The organism is Chitinolyticbacter meiyuanensis (genome assembly GCF_008033135.1).
In the GTDB taxonomy this organism is placed as follows: Bacteria; Pseudomonadota; Gammaproteobacteria; order Burkholderiales; family Chitinibacteraceae; genus Chitinolyticbacter; species Chitinolyticbacter meiyuanensis.
On the sequence record NZ_CP041335.1, the window covers coordinates 1,870,652 to 1,891,855 of the forward strand.

Annotated in this window: 8 protein-coding genes; 4 read left to right on the plus strand and 4 right to left on the minus strand. The window is 65.0% G+C overall.

The features are described from left to right. The first annotated feature begins 167 nt into the window (after positions 1-167). A complete protein-coding gene (locus FLM21_RS09110; protein ID WP_148715267.1) occupies positions 168-1,625 on the plus strand; it encodes a DUF1254 domain-containing protein in 1,458 nt (485 codons plus the stop codon). Between the two features lie 84 nt (positions 1,626-1,709). Then, positions 1,710-3,194, plus strand: a complete 1,485-nt coding sequence (locus tag FLM21_RS09115) for a DUF1254 domain-containing protein (protein ID WP_148715268.1) — start codon at positions 1,710-1,712, stop codon at positions 3,192-3,194. Between the two features lie 385 nt (positions 3,195-3,579). Here the strand turns inward: FLM21_RS09115 and FLM21_RS09120 are convergent, their stop codons facing one another. After that, entirely contained in the window at positions 3,580-4,278 is a 699-nt protein-coding gene (locus tag FLM21_RS09120) for a pirin family protein (RefSeq protein ID WP_148715269.1), read from the minus strand. Between the two features lie 133 nt (positions 4,279-4,411). Here FLM21_RS09120 and FLM21_RS09125 point away from each other — a divergent pair, with 133 nt between their 5' ends. Continuing rightward, positions 4,412-5,326 carry a LysR family transcriptional regulator gene (locus tag FLM21_RS09125; protein ID WP_148715270.1) on the plus strand — a complete coding sequence of 305 codons (915 nt, stop codon included), beginning with the start codon at positions 4,412-4,414 and terminating at the stop codon, positions 5,324-5,326. A gap of 107 nt (positions 5,327-5,433) precedes the next feature. Continuing rightward, positions 5,434-6,573 (plus strand): MFS transporter, encoded by a 1,140-nt coding sequence (locus FLM21_RS09130; protein ID WP_222846801.1) that lies wholly within the window; start codon positions 5,434-5,436, stop codon positions 6,571-6,573. Between the two features lie 18 nt (positions 6,574-6,591). On the opposite strand, the gene FLM21_RS09135 is transcribed toward FLM21_RS09130, so the two are convergent. The 3 genes from FLM21_RS09135 to FLM21_RS09145 form a co-directional block, all read right to left on the minus strand. After that, entirely contained in the window at positions 6,592-7,431 is an 840-nt protein-coding gene (locus FLM21_RS09135; RefSeq protein WP_187360164.1) for a peptidylprolyl isomerase, read from the minus strand. A 156-nt stretch (positions 7,432-7,587) separates the two neighbouring features. Next, on the minus strand, positions 7,588-8,829 hold the full coding sequence (locus FLM21_RS09140; RefSeq protein ID WP_187360165.1) for a PstS family phosphate ABC transporter substrate-binding protein: 1,242 nt from the start codon (positions 8,827-8,829) through the stop codon (positions 7,588-7,590). Positions 8,830-9,006: 177 nt separating this feature from the next. Beyond that, positions 9,007-21,198 carry a filamentous hemagglutinin family protein gene (locus tag FLM21_RS09145; protein WP_148715273.1) on the minus strand — a complete coding sequence of 4,064 codons (12,192 nt, stop codon included), beginning with the start codon at positions 21,196-21,198 and terminating at the stop codon, positions 9,007-9,009. Positions 21,199-21,204: the final 6 nt, after the last annotated feature.

Genomic DNA, 21,204 nt, shown 5'->3' on the forward strand with positions numbered 1-21,204 from the left:
CGGGCATTGCAAAAACACTGAATATTTCTTCTGTCGAAAGCTAAAAATTAAGTTTGTGTTATGCATTTGTTGTGCAGCTTTCAGTGATGCTATATCGAACTCAGCCATTTTCTGGGTGCGTTCTTCTCACCTTAGCGGAGCGGCCAGCCCAGACCATGGAGATGCTCATGAAGTTCGCCCTCAAAACGACCGCCGCACTGTGCTTGCTGGCATTCACCCTGTCGCCACTGCAGGCCGCCCCGCCCGCGCCGGACAAAGCACTCACCCAGCCCGCAGACGGCATCACGATGCACGCCGGCTACGCCAAGGCAGTGGGCCGCATGGCATATCTGTGGGGCTGGCCGATGGTGAACATGATCAATCGGTACGAGCGCATCACCAAGGCACCACGACCAGGATTGCTGGGGGGCATCCTGCCCGCCGCGCCACGCGGGCAGCTCGGCATGCTGCACGACTACATCACACCGTCCGAGACCTTCGTCACCTGCCCGAATCAGGATGTGGTCTACGGCCTGGGCTTCTTCTCGCTGGACGAGGAGCCGGTGATCATCCAGGTGCCGGACTTTGGCGAGCGTTTCTGGGTATACGCGCTCTACGACCAGCGCACCGACCAGTTCGGCCATCTGGGCAAGCCCTACGGCACCAAGCCCGGCTTCTATCTATTGGTCGGGCCCAACTGGAAAGGCGAGAAACCGGCCGGGGTCGAGGCCATCGTGCGTAGCCCCACCGCGCTTGCCAACGCCATTCCACGCATCTTCATGGACGATTCGATGGAGGATCGCGCCGCCATCCAGGGCAAGATCAACCAGGTCGTCGCTTATCCGCTCAAGGATTTCGACGGCAAGATGAAGACCATCGATTGGAAAAACACGCCCGACATCCCGGTCCCGGATGCCGACAGCGCCAGCGGCGGCGAGACCAAATGGGTGATCCCGGAGAAGTTCTTCGATCAATTCCCGCAGGTGCTGGCCACGGTAGCGCCACAACCCGGCGAAGAGGCGCTGTATGCCCAGTTCCGTCAGCTGATGGACCTTGCAGCCAAAGACCCTGCCATCAAGCAGGCGCTGGTGGAGGTGGCCAAGGAGACCGAAGAGGAAGTGATCAAGCCGTTTTTCCAGTGGCAGCACAACGGCCGGCCCGCCGGCAATGGCTGGAATCGTTCCACCAACAACGCGCAGTTCGGCATCGACTACTTCAACCGGGCAGGCACGTCGAAATCGAACATGTTCGACAACCGACCGAACGAAACCCAGTACTTCTATACCGACTTCGATGAGACGGGCGCACCGCTCAATGGCAGCAACAGCTACACCGTCACCTTCGCCGCCGGCCAGGAGCCGCCAGTACGCGGCTTCTGGTCGCTGACGCTGTACAACAAGCTGCATCTGTTCAGCGCCAACGACCTCAAGCGCTACTCGCTCGGCACCAAGAACAAGAATCTGGTTCGCAACACCGATGGCTCGCTGACGCTCTACGTCGGCCCTGCCTCGCCCGGCAAAGACCAGGAAACCAATTGGCTTCCATCCCCTAAGGAGCCGATCTCCCTCTACTTGCGTGCCTATTGGGGCAAGGAAGGGATTCTTGATGGCAGCTGGAAACCGCCGGTCATCAAGAAGGTGAATTGACCGACGTTCTCCGTTTTGTTCGATGCAAACCATCGTAACGCGGCGGCCAACTGGATTGGCCGCCTCAACCTTGGGAGTAGCAACATGCTGTCGATACGCAATCTGAGCCTGACCGCAACGGTGCTAAGCCTTGCCTTGAGCTTCCCTGCAGCCACCTGGGCGGAAGCCCCAGCCTCGCCGCTGGTCAAGCAGCTGAACAACGGCAACTGGCTCGATGCCAAGGAAGCCGAGAACCTGCGCGACGAGCTGTACTACCAGCGCGCCATCCACGCCTACATCACCATGCTGCCGTTGCTCAACACCATCGGCATGCGCGATGGCTCCGAAAAGGCCTTCGGAGCCGGCTACAACATCCTGCCGATCTGGAAACAGCGCATGGATGCGCGCACCCAGGTGCCCACGCCCAACGCTGACGTCATCTACTCAATGAACTACCTGGACCTCAAGGAGACCGGCCCGTTGGTGGTGAAGGCGCCACCCGATGTGATCGGCATGTTCACCGACTTCTTCCAGCGCACCTTGACCGACGTCGGCGCCATCGGCCCCGACCGTGCACGGGGTGGGCTCTACTTGCTGTTGCCGCCGGACTACAACGGCCCCGTGCCGGGTGGCTACTTCCCGGTCAAATCCTCCACCTACAACGTGTTCCTGTTCTTCCGCACCATCATGGGCAAGGGCGAGGGCAAGCCTGATCCGGCACCTGCCGTGAAGAACGCCGAGACCACACGCATCTATCCGCTGTACGCCGTGGAGAAGGAAGCCAAGCCGATGCAGTTCCCCGATGCCAGCGGCAAGCGCGTGGAGATGATGTACCCCACCGACAAGGCCTACTGGACCAAGCTAAAGGAATTCGTCGACTACGAGCCGGTATCGGCCATCGACATGGAGCTGCGCGGTGTGCTGGCCTCCATCGGCATCATCAAGGGCAAGCCCTTTACGCCGACGGCGCGTCAGCAGGAGCTGCTGCAAAAGGCGGTGACCACCGCGCCGCGCATGATCATGGCAACGCGCCAGCTGGGCCGCGCCGATGGCCGCAATTTCTACTACAAGGATCGCCAGTACGAGAACGTCTGGGGCGGTGCCACTTCGGACTGGATGCAGGAAAGCTACCTGGATGTGGACCAGCGCGCCGGCTTCTTCCAGGTGGCCTACTCGTCGGCGCCGGCCATGGTCATGCACACCACGGGTGCCGGTTCGAAGTACCCCAACACCCTGCGGGACAAGGACGGCAACTTCCTCAATGGCTCGAACACCTACAAGCTGCGGTTGCCCCCGGACATCCCCGCCGGCCTGTTCTGGGCCGTGACGGCCTACAACGTGACCGATGGCACCATGCCGGAAACCAGCCAGCTGCTGCCCTCCACCAACGGCTACTACAACACGCCCAAACAGCCTGACGGCGCCATCGAAATCTGGTTCGGTCCACAAAAGCCCGATGGCATCGCGGACAGTGCCTTCATCCAGACCATTCCTGGCCGCAACTTCCTTGCCACCGTACGGCTGTATGGCACCGGAGATGCATTCTACGACCAGACCTGGAAGCCGGACGACCTGGTGAGGGTGAAGTAATCGCGCTATCAAGCGGCCCTCACGGACACATTGGGGCGCCTTCACATCGCTCCAATGTGCACAGCGGGCCAGCCCCACTTGATCGACCGAACAGCAACGTTGCTGCTGGAGTACGGGCGGCCGTTTGTGGTCGAAAGCAGTGAGTTGCGATTGATTTCGATACTGCTGCTGAACATCTTGGCCCCATTGCCAGCCGGTGCGCCCCACGGACACTACTAGCCACGACGTGCAGCGCGTCTTGTGCCGCTTTTTTTAGCGCCCGTGGCTGGCGACGGGCAGGAAGGAGTCAGCCCGTCGCCAGACCACTACGGCGCTCAAGCGAAGCGCAGCACATTTCAGCACGGAGGTGGCGGCGGGGCCTCTCAGCCCACCGCCACGACCGCCATCAAGCCAGATCGAACAGCAACACTTCCGCTTGCTCGCCGCGCTCCAGCACCAGTTCTGCTTCCTCTTCGATCAACAGCGCATCGCCGGCTGCGAGCTCGAAGCCATTGGCGCGGATACTGCCGCGTGCCACATGCAGGTAAAGGCCGCGACCCGGTGCCGGCACATACTGTGCGCGCTCCTCGCCATCGAACAGGCCGGCGTAAAGCCGCACATCCTGATGTACCGTGACCGCGCCGTTGGCGCCGTCGGGGCTTGCCACCAACCGCAGCCGGCCACGCTTGTCGGCGTCGCTGAACTCGGCCTCCTGGTACGACGGCGCCAAGCCGCGCTCGGCCGGAATGATCCAGATCTGCAGGAAGTGCGCCGGTTCTTCGGGCGAGGGGTTGAACTCCGAGTGCGCCACGCCAGTGCCGGCACTCATCCGCTGCACGCTGCCCGGCCGAATGACGGATCCGTTGCCCATGCTGTCTTTATGCTGCAATTCACCTGACAACACGTAGCTGATAATCTCTATGTCGCGGTGCGGATGCGTGCCGAATCCCCGACCCGGCGCCACGCGATCCTCGTTGATGACCCGTAGTGCGCCGAACTGGGTGTGCTTGGGGTCGTAGTACTCGGCGAAGGAAAAGCTGTGATGCGATTTCAACCAGCCATGATCGGCATGACCACGTTCGTCGGCTTTGCGAATAGAATGCATATTGCCTCCTTCAAGTAATCTGATTGCGATGAGGCAATGATAAGTCTGCATCTTTTCGGTTGATAGCAAAGAGTTCTGAGCTAGCCGTTCCAAATTTTTGAATATATGGCCGCGTGCCAGCGGATATGCCTCCATGCTGCGTCTCAATCTTGAATCGCTGGAAATCCTCGACGCCATTGCCCGCAAGGGCAGCTTCGCCGCGGCAGCGGATGAAGTACATCGGGTGCCCTCGGCGGTGACCTATATGGTGAAAAAACTGGAGGACGAGCTCGACGTTCAGCTGTTCGATCGCTCCGGCCATCGTGCCAAGCTCACCCCGGCCGGTCAGACCTTGCTGGACGAAGGCCGCCACCTGCTGCGCGCCGCCAACGAGCTCGAATGCCGGGTGAAGCGCGTCGCCACCGGCTGGGAAACGGAGCTGTCGATCGCGCTGGACGGCCTGCTGCCGATGGAGCTGCTGCACCCGATGATCCGCGAGTTCGAGCAGTTGGGTTCCGGCACCCGGCTGCGTTTTTCACGCGAAGTGCTGGCGGGCATGTGGGATGCCTTGCTCGATCATCGTGCCGATCTGGCGGTGGGGGTGGCGGTGGAAGGCCCGCACGGCGGTGGGTATGCCACGCATGCACTTGGTGAGATCGATTTCGTGTTTGCGGTGGCGCCGCACCATCCGCTCGCCAGCGCAGCGGAGCCGATCCCGGCCAGCACTGTACTGCGCTATCCGGTGGTCGCGGTGGCGGACAGCTCGCGCACGCTGTTGCCGCGTACTGTCGGCATTCTCAACGGCCAGGAAGTGCTGACCGTGCCGGACATGCGCGACAAGCGCTCGGCGCAGCTCGCCGGCCTCGGCTGTGGCTTTCTGCCGAGCTGCCTGATCGCCGACGATCTGGCGGCGGGCCGGTTGGTGGTCAAGCAGGTGGACGAGCCCAAGGCCGCTGCGCAGATGTATGCGGCCTGGCGCACTGGCGGCATCGGCCGTGCGCTGAAGTGGTGGATCACGCGGCTGGCGGAGGATCGCAGCATCACCGACTGGTTGGTCAAGCATCGCTGACCGCTGCGGGCAAGCGCGATTTGCCGTGCTTGCGGCGGTGTTTTGCCCGATGGCACGTGGTGCGCTGACGCAGGCACACTAGCGGAAACCGCTTTCGTGACCTGCCCATGCTCTCTGCCCGCATTGCCACCATGCTGCTGTTCTTCGCCAGCGGCGCCAGCTACGCCACCTGGGGCGTGCACATTCCCACCATCAAGGCCAAGTTCGGCCTGACCGAGGCCAGCCTGTCGCTGGCGATGTTCGCCATTGCCGGTGGTGCCATCGTCACCATGAAGCCACTGGGGCGCTGGGTGGCGCATAGCGGCAGCGCGCGCGCCTCGGTGCTGGGCGCGCTGGGTTTTGCCCTCTGCACCGCTGCCATCCTGGCGATGCCGAGCTTCGTGCTGTTGCTGCCTGCACTGCTGCTGTTTGGCATCACCAACGCCGCCTACGACGTGGCGATGAATGCGCAGGCCGCTACGGTCGAGGCCCACTGCGGCAAGCCCATCATGTCCGGCTTTCACGGCATGTTCAGCCTGGGTGGCATGATCGGCGCTGCGGTCGGCGGTGCACTGATCGCCGCCGGCGTCGATCCGCTGGCGCACTGCGCCGGCATGGCGGCGATCACCGCCGCAGCGGCACTGTGGTCGCGCACGCGGTTGCTGGCGGACCATCCGGCCGAGCCGGCATCGGCCGGTAAGCGCGGCCGTGCCAACCGGCTGCTGCTCATCCTTGGCGTGCTGGCCTTTTTCGGCTTGGTCGGCGAGGGGGCAATGTACGACTGGACGGCGATCTACATGCAGGACGTGGTCGCGGCCACGCCGTACTGGGTGGGTTGGGGCTATGCGGCGTTCTCCGGTGGCATGGCCGCGGGTCGCTTCGCCGGCGATGCGCTACGCGCCCGGCTCGGCACCGAGCGCCTGCTGGCGGCCTCGGGCTGGATGGGCTTTGCCGGCATCGCGCTGGCCATTGCCTGGCCGAGCACCGCGCCCGCGCTGGCGGGCTTTGCGTTGATGGGGCTGGGCGCGGCCAATCTGGTTCCGATCTTCTTCGTTGCCGCCTCGCGCCTGCCCGGCGTTTCACCGGCCGAGGGCATCGCCGCCGTGGCGCGGCTCGCCTATGTGGGGCTACTGGTCGGGCCGGTGATCATCGGCGGGATCGCCCACGCCAGCAGCCTGCGTTTCGCGCTCGCAGTGGTGGCCGCCAGCGTGGCGCTGATTGCGGTGGCAGGGCCGCGCCAACTGCGGCGAGCGGAAACGCCCGGCTGAGGCGGGCGTTACCGGGGCTTATTTCAGCAGGCTGTCGATTGCAGCTTCGTCGATCTTCATCTTGCTGTTATCAATCAGGCCTTTCACATAGGTCTGCGCCAGCTGCTGCTGGCGTTGTGCCCGCAATGCATCGCGCAGCTGCGGCTTCACTTCATCCAGCGTGAGCGTGCGTGCCGGCTGGCGTTCGATCAGTTTGAGGATGTGCAGGCCGGTGGCGGTCTGGATCGGCGCGCTGATGTCGCCCGGCTTCAGCGCCGCCAGCGCCTGCCTCACTTCCGGCAGCAGCTGCGGCTCCGGCACGAAGCCGGTGTCTCCACCCTTGGCGGCGCCTTCCTTGTCCTGCGAATACTGGCGTACCAGTGCAGCGAAATCGGCGCCCTTGCTGCGGGCCTTGCCCACCACTTCGTCCGCGGTCTTGCGCGCCTTGGTCACGGCATCGGCGTCGATGGCGGGTGCCGCCAGCCAGATCTGTGCGACTCGTGCCTGCGGCTGCTGCTGGAAACTGGCCTTGCCCTGTTCGTACGCTGCCTGCAGTTCGGTATCGCTTGGGTAGGCGTCGGGCACCTTGCTCATCGCGGCGATATAGCTGCGCATCACCACCTCGCGTGTGGCGGCGTCGATCAGCTGCTTCACCTCGGGTTTGTCCGCCCAGTTCTGCTTCTGCGCCTCGGCGGCCAGCGCCTGTGTAGTCAGCCGCTCACGCAACCAGGCGTTGAGGGCGGATTTGTCGCCCTTGAGCTGCGTGCGGGTAGTCGGCGGCAGGGCATTCAGCATGGTTTCGACGTCGGCTCGGGATACCGAATAGCTGCCAGCCTCAGCGACAGGCGCGGCAGCGTGGAGCGGGGCGGTGGCCAGCATGGCCAAAAACAGACAGGTGCGGATCATGGCAGTTCTTCAGTGGTCAGAATATTGAAAGCTATGGCGATGATGGCTGCCGAGCATTACAGCAGTGCTGTACGTAAACAGGGAGCGGCCGAAGCCGCTCCCTGCATTTACTGCGACATCAATTCAAGATCAGTTGGTGATGCACGAGTTGATCTTGGTGGTGATGCTGGCGGTGGCGCCCGAGAGGAACACGAAGCCCTTGCCTGCGCCGATGGTGGTGGTACCGGCCTTGATTGCAGCGTTGAACGGCGAGTTCAACAGCGTGCGCAGGTCGGCGGTCTTGGCGCCGTTGCCCTTGTAGTAGCCAAGGAAGTAGCTGATGGCCTGGATCGGGTAGCCGGTGGTGACGGCAGCGTAGGCATCCGGCTTGACCAGCAGTACGCAACCCGGGACCGGGGCGGCCGGCGACAGGGCGACGACGTTCGGGCGGCCAGTGGTGGCGTTGAAGCCGCTGATCACTTGGTCGACCAGCAGATCGGCAGCGAGCAGGTTGAAGCCGGTGTAGTTGGTCAGCGGGCTTTGGCCGTTCACGCGGGAGATCTTGGCATTGGCTAGGGCGCCCACGTTGGCGGCTTCGGCGTAGCCGATGGTGTTGGCGTTGGTGTCGATGGTGGTCACGACGGCACCGTTGCCGCTGGCGCTGATCGAGCCGGCCGGCGCTGCGGCCAGCACGCCATCGGGCGAGCCGACGAAGTTCTGCGAGGTGTTGAACTTCTTGGTCGGGGTGTTGCACACCTTGGACAGGAAGTTGGAGAAGCCGAAGGTGGTGCCGCTGCCGTCAGCGCGGTACACGATCTTGATCGGGGCTGCAGCGCCGCCCAGCGCGCTCCAGTTGGTGATCGTGCCCGAGAAGATGCCGCAGACCTGGGCGGTGGTCAGGTTGAGGGTGGCGAGGCCCGGCTTGTTGTACACCAGGGCGATGGCACCGCCGATGGCCGGGAACTGCGCCGGCTCAGTTTTGGCGACACCCTTGTTGGTGATGAAGGTGGTGTATTCGCTCTGGCTGATCGGCGAATCGCTGCCGACGAAGTTGGCATCGACCGTGGCGGCGCCGAAGCCGGTCGGGGCCGGGTTGAACGAGCAGGCGGTGTTGGCCGGGTTGGTGCCGTTCAGCACGCGCTTGCCGTTGCCGCTGCCGTTCTGGCAATACGACACGGTCTTGGTCGCGCCTTGGTTGGCGTTGTAGGCATTGAACAGGGGGGTCTGGCCGCCGACCGGGCCCGGCACCGAGGTGCTGAAGCGGGTGCTGCTGGCGTTGTTATTGGTGTAGGCAATACCCGGCAGGGTGGCGCCACCGCCGTCCAGATTGGCGGCAACGGCCGGCGCGGCGATCAGCGCGCACAGCAGGGCATTCGAAAGCTTGAACTGCATGGTCATCTCCTAGGGCGAACGTAGTCTGCATCCGATGCAGCACGGGCAGGTCCATCCTGCCCGGCTGCCGTCACTCTAGGCTTCTTATATTTCACACAAAGAAATTTTATTATAAGTATTGATGACTGCAATGTTTCGCGTAATAAATGTAAGTTTTTGATTTTAAATATATAAATGCTAATTTTCACCGAAGCCCAATATGTCGACGGTGATCAAGGATACGCCTTTATCCTTGGAAGCTGACTGTTGCTGACGCGCTACCTCCTGCGCTGCCTGTGCTGCGGCATTGGCCGCCTTGTCGCCGCTGGTGAGCGCCGCCACGTTCACCGAGGCGATGGTCGGCACGCCGACCTGTTCGCCTTGCACATCGACGTTGAAGGCATTGGCTACGCTTTGCGCCGCGATATACAGATTTCCGGAAACGCGAATGCCGGCGTCGCCCGCATCCACCGTACCGCGCGGCGCCACCAGCAATACATCGCCCGAGGGCGCTCCAGGGATGGTCTGCAGCGTGGCGATGCCGGCACCGGAGACGAGGCCGCGTGCGTCGATGCGGCAGTGCTGATCCAGATTGCACACATAGGTCGATCGCGGCAGCTCGGCCGTGGTGCGGGCACCCTTGCCGGCGTTGATGTCGCCGTTGGAGCTCCAGATCAGCATGTCGCCACCCTGTTCGGTGAATACCCGGCTTTGTGCCAGCAGCAGGCTGCGATCAAGGAAGATGTCGATGCCGCCGCGTTCCAGCGTCAGCACCCCGGTCTGGTTGGGGGTGATGCTGGCGGGCAGCGCGCTGGCGCTGCCGAGCAAGGCCTGGCCGCCCGGCGCCAGGATGCGGATGTCGCCGCCCTGCTGAGTCTGGATGGTGGTGCCGCGCAGGTCCAGATCGCCGGTGTGCGCAAGCTCGGCTGCACCGTTGCTGCCGCCCGCGAGGTTGTTGGCGGTGTAGCCCAGGCTGGCCGGGAACAGCGTGTTGATGGCCTCGTAGCCACGGGCGTACTGGTTGCGGTAAGGGCTGGCAGCATCGTGGTAGTCGCGTGCTGTGGTGCCCAGCACGGTGAACAGCGCCTGATCGACAAACAACTGCTGGGCTTCTGCGGGCAGCGCCTGGAAACCCTGCCAGGCGGCTTCAGCAGTCAATTCGCCCTCTTCAGCACTGCGGCGTTGCATGAACGTGATCAGCGCCGGTGACAGGTCTGGCGCGTCGGTGATGCGGGTATCCGGCGCAATATGGCGGGCGATGAAGTCCTCTGTGGCCAGGCCAGGGCCAACCCCCACCCGGACCACGATGTCGGCACTCTGCCGCGGCAGGAAGCTGTTACCAACGTTACCGATGGTGTTGATGCCGGTGAGGTTGCGCAGTTCCGGCAAGGGTTCGGCAGGTGATATGCCGCCGGTTTGTTGGGCCAGTTCCGTCTGCGACGTAAATGGACCCAGGTGGCGGCCAGCCTGGATTTCCAGCGTCCCGGGTCCACCGAGCGCGATCACCGGGATGATCTTGAGCGCGCCGTAGAAATCCCGCGGGGCGCTGGGGTCCAGCGCATAGGCTACGTCGTAGATATCCCGGCCGGCCTCGATCCGCGTCACGTCGCCGGCGTGGCTGTGCGTGGCGCTTAGGGCCAGGTTGATGATGTCGCCGCCAGCGCGGATCCACACCGGCTTGGGATAGCGCAAGGTGAGCGCGCTCAATAGCGTGCCTTCCACGCCGTTGACCAGATCGCTCAGGGTGTAAAGCCGCACCGGGTCGTGGTCGTCACGATGCAACGAGGCCGCTTCCGCATTGTTGTTGTCGAGCGCGGCGTCTGTGCTTGGATTCCAGGTCGAGGGCAGGCCGGCTTCCGGCGAGGGGAAATCAGCTGCCGTACCGCGGGCAATCCCCAGGTACAACGAAGTGGGGGCAAATCCGTCCGAGCGGAGATTGCTCATCAGGATGTCGCTGGCGGCGATCACTTCCAGCTGATTGTGCTGGGCCGGGAACAGTTGGCCCGCCTGTGCGATGCGGATGCCGCCTTGTGCGGCATGCAGCACCACGTTGGGTGGCAGCAGATCCAGGTAGCGGGCGCCGACGCCTTTAGCGCCGTCCCAATAGCCGTTGGCAAACAACGGATTGCCGAAAATGAGCGTACCCAGCTGAATGTCGCCGCCCGCGCTCGCAAAGGACACGCTTGCAGTCTCGCCATAGCGTTGCAGGTCGCTGCGGATATTGCCGCCCACCGGCGAGGTGAGCAGGGCTGGATTGACCACCGCGCCGATATCGACATGCCGTCCGGCTTGCAGGTCGATATGGCCGTTCTGCAGGGCAAACACGGTGGAGATATCGTTTTCGGCTTGGCTGCCATCCTGATTGAAAAGGTTGGGCGGACGCAATGTGAATGCGGCTTTCACGTCACGCCCCACGGTGAGTGACGCATCACCCTTGCTGACGAACACGCTGCCGCCGATGAGGTCGCGACCGGCCTTGACCGTGATATCGCCGCCGCCATGGAAGCTGGTGACCTCGCTGGAGCCGGTGTAGGTGGTGGGCGCAGACAGCGACAGCTCGCGCACGTCCCCAGCGGCGGTGACCGCAATATCACCACCGACCGACATCACACCCTGGCCGAAGTGGCTGAAATTGATCGACGAGATCACACCGATATCGCCGATCGGCTGCCGTGCCCACAGCCAGGTGGTCCAGTACTGTCCCAAGTAGTTGCCGGAAAAGCCGGTCTTGCTGCCGTCTTCGTCGTAGACCTGTTGGTTGCCAGTGATATCGCCGCCCGCCGTGAGCCGGATATCGCCGGCTGCGGCTGGATGAACCTCCGCATTCGCAAGCAACAGATTGGATAGTTCTGCGTAGGCGGGGTTGCCGTTGGCTGCAAGGTAACTCGACGGAACGAAGGACGTACCTTCTACTGGCAAGCCCGCGGTATAGATCACGCCGGGAGCTGTTTTGTCCCGCAGCAGAATATCGCCGGCAGCGGCAAGCTCGATGCTGCCGGTGCCGGTACGGATCAGGTTGGGCAGGGCGATATCGCGTTCGTACGGGTAATAGAAGGTCGAATCATCGTAGATTTGATGCGTGATGCGATGACTCGCGATCTCGATCTGGCCACCCTGGTTTGAATCAACTGAGACGGGGGCTGCGCTGCCGGCTGTAGCGCCTGCCACCAGCCGATAGCTGCTGCTATCGCCACTGGCAAAAAGCGTGGCGGTGGCAAGTGGTGCCGGATTCGCCAGGGTGGCGATGGGGCTGGGCGTGTTGTCGGTGGCCAGCATCGCATCAGGCAGCTGTTGGATGCGGGCTGGTGGCGCCAGCGGCGCCAGCCGGGGCAGATCGGCTTGGCCGGTGCCTTGCCAGAATGTGACAAGGTCCATCACGTACCACTTGTAGCTTTGCAGGTAGTCGGCATAGCCGTTCAGGTCGGACGGTACAGCGGGGGGTATCGGTTGTCCGGGGTAATCGACCTCGCCGACCAGCTTGCGTTGCGCCAGCAGATAGGCGTAATCGAAGCCGAAGCTGCCCATCAAGTCGATTGGATTGGCGAGGAACTGGATGTAATCGTTGTAGAGGCCGTAGTACCTGGCCAAGGCAAGCGGATCGGCCCCGCTCCATTCACCGAGCAGTGCCGGGGCTTGCACGAAGTCGGCTGCTTCTTCTGCGCTGTAGCCGCTGGAAAGGATGATGCTACGGAACGAGTCGTAGGGCCCGAGGCCTGAATCGTGGGGCGCATATTTGATTGCCGCGCCAAACGGATTTGTGGTGCCCAACGGATTGGCGCGCTGATAGAAGCCATCGGTCAGGCTGGCTTGCAGCACGATGTCACCCTCTGCTCGCAAGGTGATCGCCGGCGCCTGCCCCTGGTAGCGGAATACCAACTGATCTGGTGTTGGTCCGGCACCCAGGTTCCAGTTGGTCAACAGGCGGATGGCACCGTCATTGATCGCGCCATCCGGGTTGCGTAGCTCAATGCCGGGGCGGGCGCGTAGATTGGGCAGGTGGGCGAGGCGGGATTCGAACGCAAAGCCAGGGTTCTGGATGAAGCCCATCAGCGTGCCGGGGCCTTGCGCGGCGTCGCCATTGCGATAGCCGTAGAAGGTCTGGTGATCAGTGTTGGCGGCATCCGGCGTGAAGAAGTAGCGGCTCTGGTACAGCGCTTCCTCTTCCGGTGTCGATGGCGGCATCAGCGGGTTGCCCCAATGATCGATCCAGGTGCCGGCCACGCGCAGGCCGGTGACATCGAACCAGCCGGCCGGGTCGATGATGCCGTCAAAATGCTGGGTTGGATCGACAACGGCATCGGTGGTGCTCCATACCGCATAGGCCTCCACCGTGGTGGCGCGGCTGCCGCGAATCTGGGCGCCTTGCGCCACGTCGATCGCCACCTCGCCGTTGGTGAGCAAGGGCGCCCGCAGTGCGAGCGTGCCACCGGACAAGCCGCCCGCGCTGCCGCCGCTGACATCGATCACTGCACCGCTGCCGATGCTGATGCGCCCCGACGATTCCGGTGTCACGTCCTGGTAGCCAAACGCATTGTTCAGGTTGCCGTTGTGCTTGCCGCTGGTGCCGATCACCACATCCCCACCGCGCTTGTCGGCGCGGCTGCCGCTGGCGAGCAGGCTGCCGTTCACCGCCACGCCGTTCTTGCCCCACAGCGCGATCTGGCCGCCCGCGCTGCCGCGCGCATCGAGCGTACCGTCGATGCGGATATTGCCGTTGGCGGTATCGCGCAACGCGCTGCCATTGTCGCCATCGGCCACCAGCTCGATGCTGCTGCCGCGCAGCGTGCGGCCAGACGACAGCGTGAGGTTGCCGGCCTGGCTGCGGATCGCCAGCTCGCCGGCAACGCCGGCCTGCGTCAGCGTATCGGCGAGGTGGTCAAGATCGATGGCGGCGGCGGTATCGAGCGCGAAATCGCTGCCACGGCCCGCTGCCGTGCCGTGCAACTGGCCGACGAGTTGTGCCTGGCCACGCGGTGCGCGGATCGTCAGCGCACCGCCATCCCCGCCGGCAGCGGCAGCGCCAAAACGCAACGCGGCATTGCCGGCCAGTACCACATTGCCCTGGTCGGCACGCAGTGTGAGCACTCCGCCCGGTGCATACAAGGTGGCGTCGAAAATGGCGCGGGCCAGGCCGGAGACATCGATATCGCTGCCGTCGTCGAGCAGCAGATCGCCCTGGGTGGCGTGCAGCGTCAGCCTGCCGGCATTGGCACGCATCCCGGTGTTGCTGCGGATTGCCGCAGCTTGCAGCGTCAGGCTGCCGCCGGCGGGGCGTGCGGCCGATGCAGCCTGCCCGTTGGCCTGCAGCGTTGCATTGCCGCTGGTGATGAGGGTCTGGCTGCTGCCTTGCCCGGCCTGCAGCACGGGGGTGGCGAGCTGCAGGGTGGCGGTGCCCAGATCGGTACTGCCGGTGTCTTCGCCCACCACCGCGCGGCTCAGCGTGCCGTTGAGCGCGCCAAAGCCGACGAGCCGCTTGTCGCCTGCGCCAAGGCGCAGCTCGCTGGCATTGACCATGAGCGTCGCCGTGCCGGTTGCCGCATCGGGCATGGGCGCGGCCAGCGTATTGGCAAGTGTCAGCGTATCGGCCTGGATCGCGACGGCGTTGTCGTGGCTGACGAAACCGCCGGCACTCAGCGTGAGCGCGCCGGGCAGCTCGATGGACACGGCGGGATCGAGGAAATCGATATCGCCGTAGCTGCGCAGAACCACGGTCTGGGCGCTGGCCAGCTGCTGCAGGGTGGCCGTACCGACCGTCATGCCGCTGGCGGCCGATTGCCCGCTGCTGAAGGTGATGCGGCTGCTGTTCACCTCGATCTGCCGGCCGGCGAGTATCGCAGCGGCGGCGATGCGGGTATCACCGCTGGCATCGACCAACAGCGTATTGCCGCCATTGAGCCGGGCACCGTCCTGGATGTCGACGAGTGCCGTCGGGGTGTCGGGCAGGTTGTGGCGCTGCAATTTGACCGGCCAGGCAGTGGAAACACGCAGCAGTGCGCCATCACCGCTGGTACCTGGGTCCATGCCGGCAGCATCGCGGCCGATCACCAGCGGGCGCTGCACGCTGCCGCCATGCTCACCGCGGGCGAGCACCACGGCACCGGATTGCACGGCGAGGCTGCCGCTTTCGCCGGCGGCGATCTCATCTGTGGTCAACGCGCGGGTGGCCAACAGGATTTCGCTGCCCTCTAGCGGGTGCGCCGCATCGTTGGCCACCTGGATATCGGTGGCGAGCGGGGTGATGACGACGCCTTCCTTGCCCGCGCTGCGTGTACCACCCAGCAGCAGGCTGCCGCCTGCCAGCGTGCTGAGCTGGTCCGCGGGCAACTGCAGGTAGCCGGCCTGTTGCGCCGCGGGCGTACCGACGATCTGCAGCTGGCGTGCGGCGATGTCGATCTGTGCGGCGCTGCCCCCCTGATCCGCGGCGGCCTTTACTTGGGCACCCAGGCTCAGGCTGTCGCGTGCGCCGATCACCAGCTGGCCGCCGTCACGCGGCAGCATCGGTGCACTCTGGTCGCGCCGGGCGGCCTGGTCGGCGAAGAAGCGGTTGGCGCCGGTGAAGGTGTATTCGGAATAGCGGGTCCAGGTGTCGCGATCCTGCAGCTCGAAGGTGCTGCTGCGCGCGTCGCGCACGCCGGAGAAGCCGTCGACGTAGTAGCCAGCAGCCACGATGGTGCCATCCGCCAGTCGGCGGTTTTCCGCCGGCACACTGTCGCGCTGGCCGCTGCGCTCCACCAGCCGGTAGGCGCCCGGCAAGGTGGCGTAGCGCGCCGGCAGCAGCGTATAGGTCCCGTCCGCAAGACCGGGCACGCCAGCGAGATAGACCGAACGCCCGGCTTCGATCGGGGCCTGGCCAGGTTCCAGCACCGGATCGACCGGTGCGACGGCGCCGGTATAGCCGGGCAGGATGGCATAGACGCCGCGTTGGTCCGGATACAGCGGCACCTGGGTGCCGGCCGAACTCTGGGCGTAACTGACGTTGTAGCGCGCCAGTACATCGCGCGTGCCGCCGGTGCCCGGCACCCACTCCAGGCCCAGCAGATCGCCACCACCGCTGAGATCGACCGTGGCGCCGTCCTGCAGCGCGATGTTGCCGGCGTTGATCAGGATCTGCTTTTCCGGCGGGGCGTTGATTTCCCGCGGCTGTGGCGTGTAGGGGCTGTATTGCCAGTTGGTGCCGTCCACCGTGATGCCGTAGGGCACGGTCAGCCCAGCGAGCGAGACGGAGGTGGTGCTGCCGGGGGACAGCGTGACCATGTCGGTGCGCGGCGGCGGCATCCCATTGAGGGCGTTGCTCAGCGGCGCGAAATTGCCGTCCTGATCGCCGATGCTGCCGAGCACGATGTGGCCGGACGGTGCACGCAGCGTGCCACCTTGCTCGATGGTGGTTGCGGCGATCAGCAAGGCGCCGCCGGCGGAGAGTGGCGGTGCTCCCGCTTGCCCACGCTGCGTGATGCGGATCGCAGTGGGCAGCGGCTCACCGAGATCGTCAAGCAGTCCACCGGAGCTCGCGATCAGGCCGAACGTCGATCCGGTGGTCGGATAGATCTGCGCGGCGGCCAGTTCCAGATCGCCTGCGGTGTAGAGCAGTCCAGGGTTCCATCCGGTTGTGCCGAGCTGTCCGGACAAGCGGATGTCGCCGTCGCTTTGCAGCTGGGTCACGCCTGTGCCCTGAATACTGACTGAGCCGGCGAGATCGATGTGTTGCCCCGCCAGCGTCAATGTTGCAGCGCCACGCACGCTGGCCGGATCCACCTGTGCGCGCGTTGGATCTCCACGCAGCTGGATCAGCGGTGCCGTGATCGACACCTGCCCGTGAGTGGCCTCTGTTCCGGTCTGCGCGAGCGTGGGCTGAGGTAGGCTGCCATCCTCAGGCAGGTCGATGGTGCGCAGCGTCGGTACCATGGCGGTGAAGGCACGGCCCAGCTGCAGATCGATATCGCCGGCCAGCACCAGGCTTTGCCGGCCGAATTCGCTCTCGCCATCGGCCGGGTAACGATAGGCGCGCGGCGCATCGATATGCAGGCCGGCAATGCCGGAGCCGTCCAGCCGATCCAGCGCAAAGTACTTCACGTTGGCCGGCGCCTGCGGCAGATCACCCGGTAGGGCCAGCCCGGCACGGCCGGTGGTCAGGCCATGTTGCATCAGGACCAGCTCGCCATTCAGCGTGCCCTGGTCGTTGACCTTCAGATTGGGGGAAATCGGCAGCAGGTAGAGGCTACCGCCCACGGCGCCCTGTCCACCGGCTGCGGCCAATGTACCGTCGAAGTAAAGGCCGGTGGCGCCCGCCAGCACGATGCTGCCGCCATTGCTGCCGATGGTTTGCCGCCGGTACTGAGCACCTTGCTGCGCCAGCCCGGTGCTGACCGGTGCGGGTGCGAGCACATCCAGCTGCCCCTGTGTGCCCGATACGTCGATCCGGGCACCGGGAAGCGCGGCGATGAAGCCGGTGTCGGTCGACAGCGTGACGCTGCCGCCAGCCAGCACCTGCCCGGTCCCTGCGTGGGTGGCTGGGCTGCGCCCGGCCAATGGGGCGATGTCCAGGTCGGGCAGCACGATGCCGCTGGCGTCGAGCACGCTGTGTTGACCCAGCCAGATGGACTTGCCGGTATCGAAGTTGTCGATGGGTTTGTCCAGCTCCGGATGGAGCAGACCGGAACGGGTCAATGCCGACCGACGCAGGTCGCCACTCAGCGTGATGGCCCCGCCGCGCGCTTCGATGTGGCCGTCCACCGTGATGCGGTTGAACGATTGCAGGGTGACCTGTGCGCCTGGATCGGCGTGCAGCAGGGCACCCTCACCGAGGGTCACCGAGCCCTGGTTGGCAATGCCCGCGTAGTCCTGCCGGGTCCAGGTCCAGCCGCCGAGATCCTGCACCGCACCCCAGTTCCAGTGGTTGCCGGCGCTGAGGCTGAAATGGGTGGCGGGCTGCAGTGCCGGCTGTACCCGCGCGCTGCCGAGCAGATCGAGCGTGCTGTCGCTCGGCAGGGCTGCCAGTTGGGCATCGCTAGGCGCCTGGCGCAGTAACTGGCTGACCTGGACATTGGCCCCCGGCAGGATGCCTGCGTCGTACTCGGCATAGAGCCGGTATGCGCCGAAACCTTGCCGGGCGAAGAAGCCATCGTCCAGCTGCAGCGTGGCATACGGTTTTTCTTCTTGGGCCGCGAGCGTGGCCGATGTGCCGATGGTGATGCCGAGCGCGTGTAGCTCCAGCGTGCCGCCGCCAGCAAAGCCGCTAGACTTGAGCGTGCCGTCCAGCTGCAGCCGGCCTGCGGACGGGCGTTCCGGCACGATGCCGAAGTTGGTCTTGTCGCCGCCGTCGTAGACCGCGAGTTTGATGTTGCCTCCCTTGCCGACGGGCAGGCCACCCGCTGTCTTGAGCTTGCCATTGGCTGCGACATAACCGCCGCTACCGACATCAAGCAAGCTGCCTGCCTGCAGGGTCAATGACCCGCTGACATCGACATAGTCACCGCCCTGGGTGCCGGCATCCCACGATCCGTCCGTCAGCGGTTGGGACGCCTGTTTGTCGACCGCAAGCGAGATGGCGCCACCGTCGACGTACTGGCTGCCCAGCAAGTGGCTGCCATCCTGTCCGGCATCGTTGACCCACAGCCCGCTGGCATCGAGCACGGTCCCGCTGGCCACCTGGATGCCACCGGGCGTGGGCAGGGCTGCGGTGCGATCCGGCTGCAGATAGGGATGGAGCAGGTCGTTGCTGCCGATGCTATGCACATCGATGTGGCCCGCTTGGGCGGTGATATGGCCGGCAAGGCCGACGCGGATCGCGGTCAGATCAATTTCGCCACCGGGAACCACTTGCAGCTGGGCCTCGGGCGTCAGCTCGATGGCGCCGGCCTTGCTGCTGAGGGCGATGCGGGCGAGCCCACTGTCGGTGAGACGATCCGTTTCGAGTGGCAGCCAGTTCAGCAGGTTGTTGCGATCATCCGCTGCGCCCGCGATCGCTTCGGGCGTGCGCAGCACGGTATCGGCGCCGAACCCCGGCAGGCGTTCGCCCAGATCGGGCAGGGTATCGGTCACCAGGATGTTGGGACCGAAGCTGTATCTGCGTCCGCTTTCGCTGATTTCGGCCGTTTGGCTGGTCACCACCAGTGCGCCGCCGCTCGGGCGTTGGTTGCCGGCCACTTGACGGATGCCCGCATAGGCGTGGGCGGCCACTTCGCCCTGGAGCACGGCACTGCCGGCGACTTCGATTTTCAGCTTGCCGGCCGCGGCCCCTTCGACGTAGCCCGCCCGGTACTGGGCAACAGTACCGGCGAGTAGTGGGTTCACATAGGTACGATCCACGCCCCAGCGCGCGTGTGCTTGCGTGTATTGGCCGGCGAAGCCGACATACAGCAGGTCCGGGTCCAGCCGGGATGGATCGTAGCTGCGTCCGTCTGCGCCGAGCAGCCGGGTCGGGCCGTTGCTGCGGCCGCCTTCATAGTTGAGGAAGCCCCCCTCCATGCGCAGCTGCGAACCGCTGCGGCTGATGACCTCGGTGCCAGACAGGTTGATCGTGCCGCCGTTGACCAGCAACTCGCGCACACCGCGCGGCACGTTGTCGAGATAGGGCACGACATTGATGCCGGGGCTGCCCACCCAGGGCAGGCCATCGCCCCGCACGCCGCTCAGGGTGGTGTCGACGTAGACCGTGCTGCCGTAAAGAAAGCCCTGGCGTAGCAACGGTGAATCGGCAAGGTCGTTGCGTGTCATCGGCCCCACCTTGAGGACGGTATCGGCAACCGACTTGTGGACATCCGGCAGACCGGAGACATCGATCAATGCCCCTTCCGCGAGATAAACGCGACCGGCCACTGCGCCGGGCTCGATCCCGTTCGGATGGGCGGTGAGGCCATCACTACGGCGTGCGGCCAGCTGCACTTGCCCACCTGGCGCGACGATGCGCGCGTTCTGCTGCAGGGTGACGGCGCCACCGACGAGGTCCACCTTGCCCGGGGTGAACACCGCCGTCGCCTTGGCGCTGGAGGTGGTGGTTTCGCCATCGTCGCTCGGCAGCATGGCGATCAGCGCTGTCTTACCCAGCGTGATGGCACCGAAGTCGGCGGCGCGCAGGCTGCTGTCGAGTGCAGTGCCAGGAGCCCATTCCGGATCGGTGACGAGCCCGATGTAGCCGGGTCGGGCGATGCCCGATATCGCGGCGAGCACACCATCGTGCCGGACGCTGCCTGCGGCGAGCACGATGTCGCCGTGGTCGGCGAGCAGCAGGCCGCTGTTTCGCACCGACTGGCTGGCATCGTCGTGCTTCACCGTCGGGCTGATCCGGTTGGTATCGACCGCGGCACCCGCAACGGTGTTGCCTGCCACGTTCAGCTGGACCGAAGTGCCGCCAGCCAGGATCAGTGAGCCGCCGCGTGTCGTGATAGCACCGTCGTTGCTGAGCTGTGGTGCGGCGGCGATCACGAAGCCGGTATCGCCGGTGGCGATCTGCGCCCCGCGTTCGACGGTGAGCTCGCCACGCTGGCGAGCGACGCCATCTTCGATCCAGGCGCCGTTGACGAGGTGATGCTGGCTGCCGTCGCCTTCGCTGGATTCGAGTGCAGCGGTGATCCCTTTCTTCAGGAACAGCCGGTTGCTCTCGTTTACATCGGCTGTGAACAGATCCAGCGACGAGGCCAGCAGCGAATGCGTGTTCACCTGGCTGCCGGCACCGAACAGGATGCCGTTGCGGTTCAGCAGGTAGACGCTGCCTTCGGCCTTGATCTGGCCGCGGATCTCGCTGGGATGGCCGGCAGGGTCGTTGATGCGGTTGAGCGCGATCCATTCGTTGCTGCCGTCGAGCTGGGTGCCGGCGCGCTGGTCGAAGTGCACGGTGGTACGGCCGCCGACGTTGAAGGTCTCCCAGTTGAGGATGGCCTTGGCACCGGTCTGCACGATGCTGACGGTGGTGTTGCCACTGCTGCTGGTCTGGGTGGGCAGCTGGGCGTTCTGCCACAGCGCAGCATCCAGCAACCGGGCGGGCGCGAGCGGATCGTCCGCCACGCCGGCGGCGAGCTTCAGCCCCGCTTCGGCCAAGCCATCGGGCACCCCCCAGTTGCGGCTACGGGCGAACTGCGCCGCATCGCGCTGCGCCTGCTGCGCGGCGACGATGGCGGCGGCAGCGGCGTTGAGGTTGGCAATGCTTTGCTGCACGGTGCGCTGCTGCAGCAAGGCGGCCGCCGTGTAGCCGCCGGCCAGCGGGCCGGCCGTGGCGGGGGCCGTGCTGTTGCGTTGGGTACGCACCTCCTGTTTGCCTGACAGCCAGCCGGGTGACAACGGCGTCGGCGCCGCCCAGGCCATGCCGCTGCCCAGCAGCAGCGACGCGATGGCCCAGGCGATGGGCCGGGGCGTGAAGCGGCGGCGGGTGCGGGTATGGGCGGTGCGGCGGGTCATGGTGGC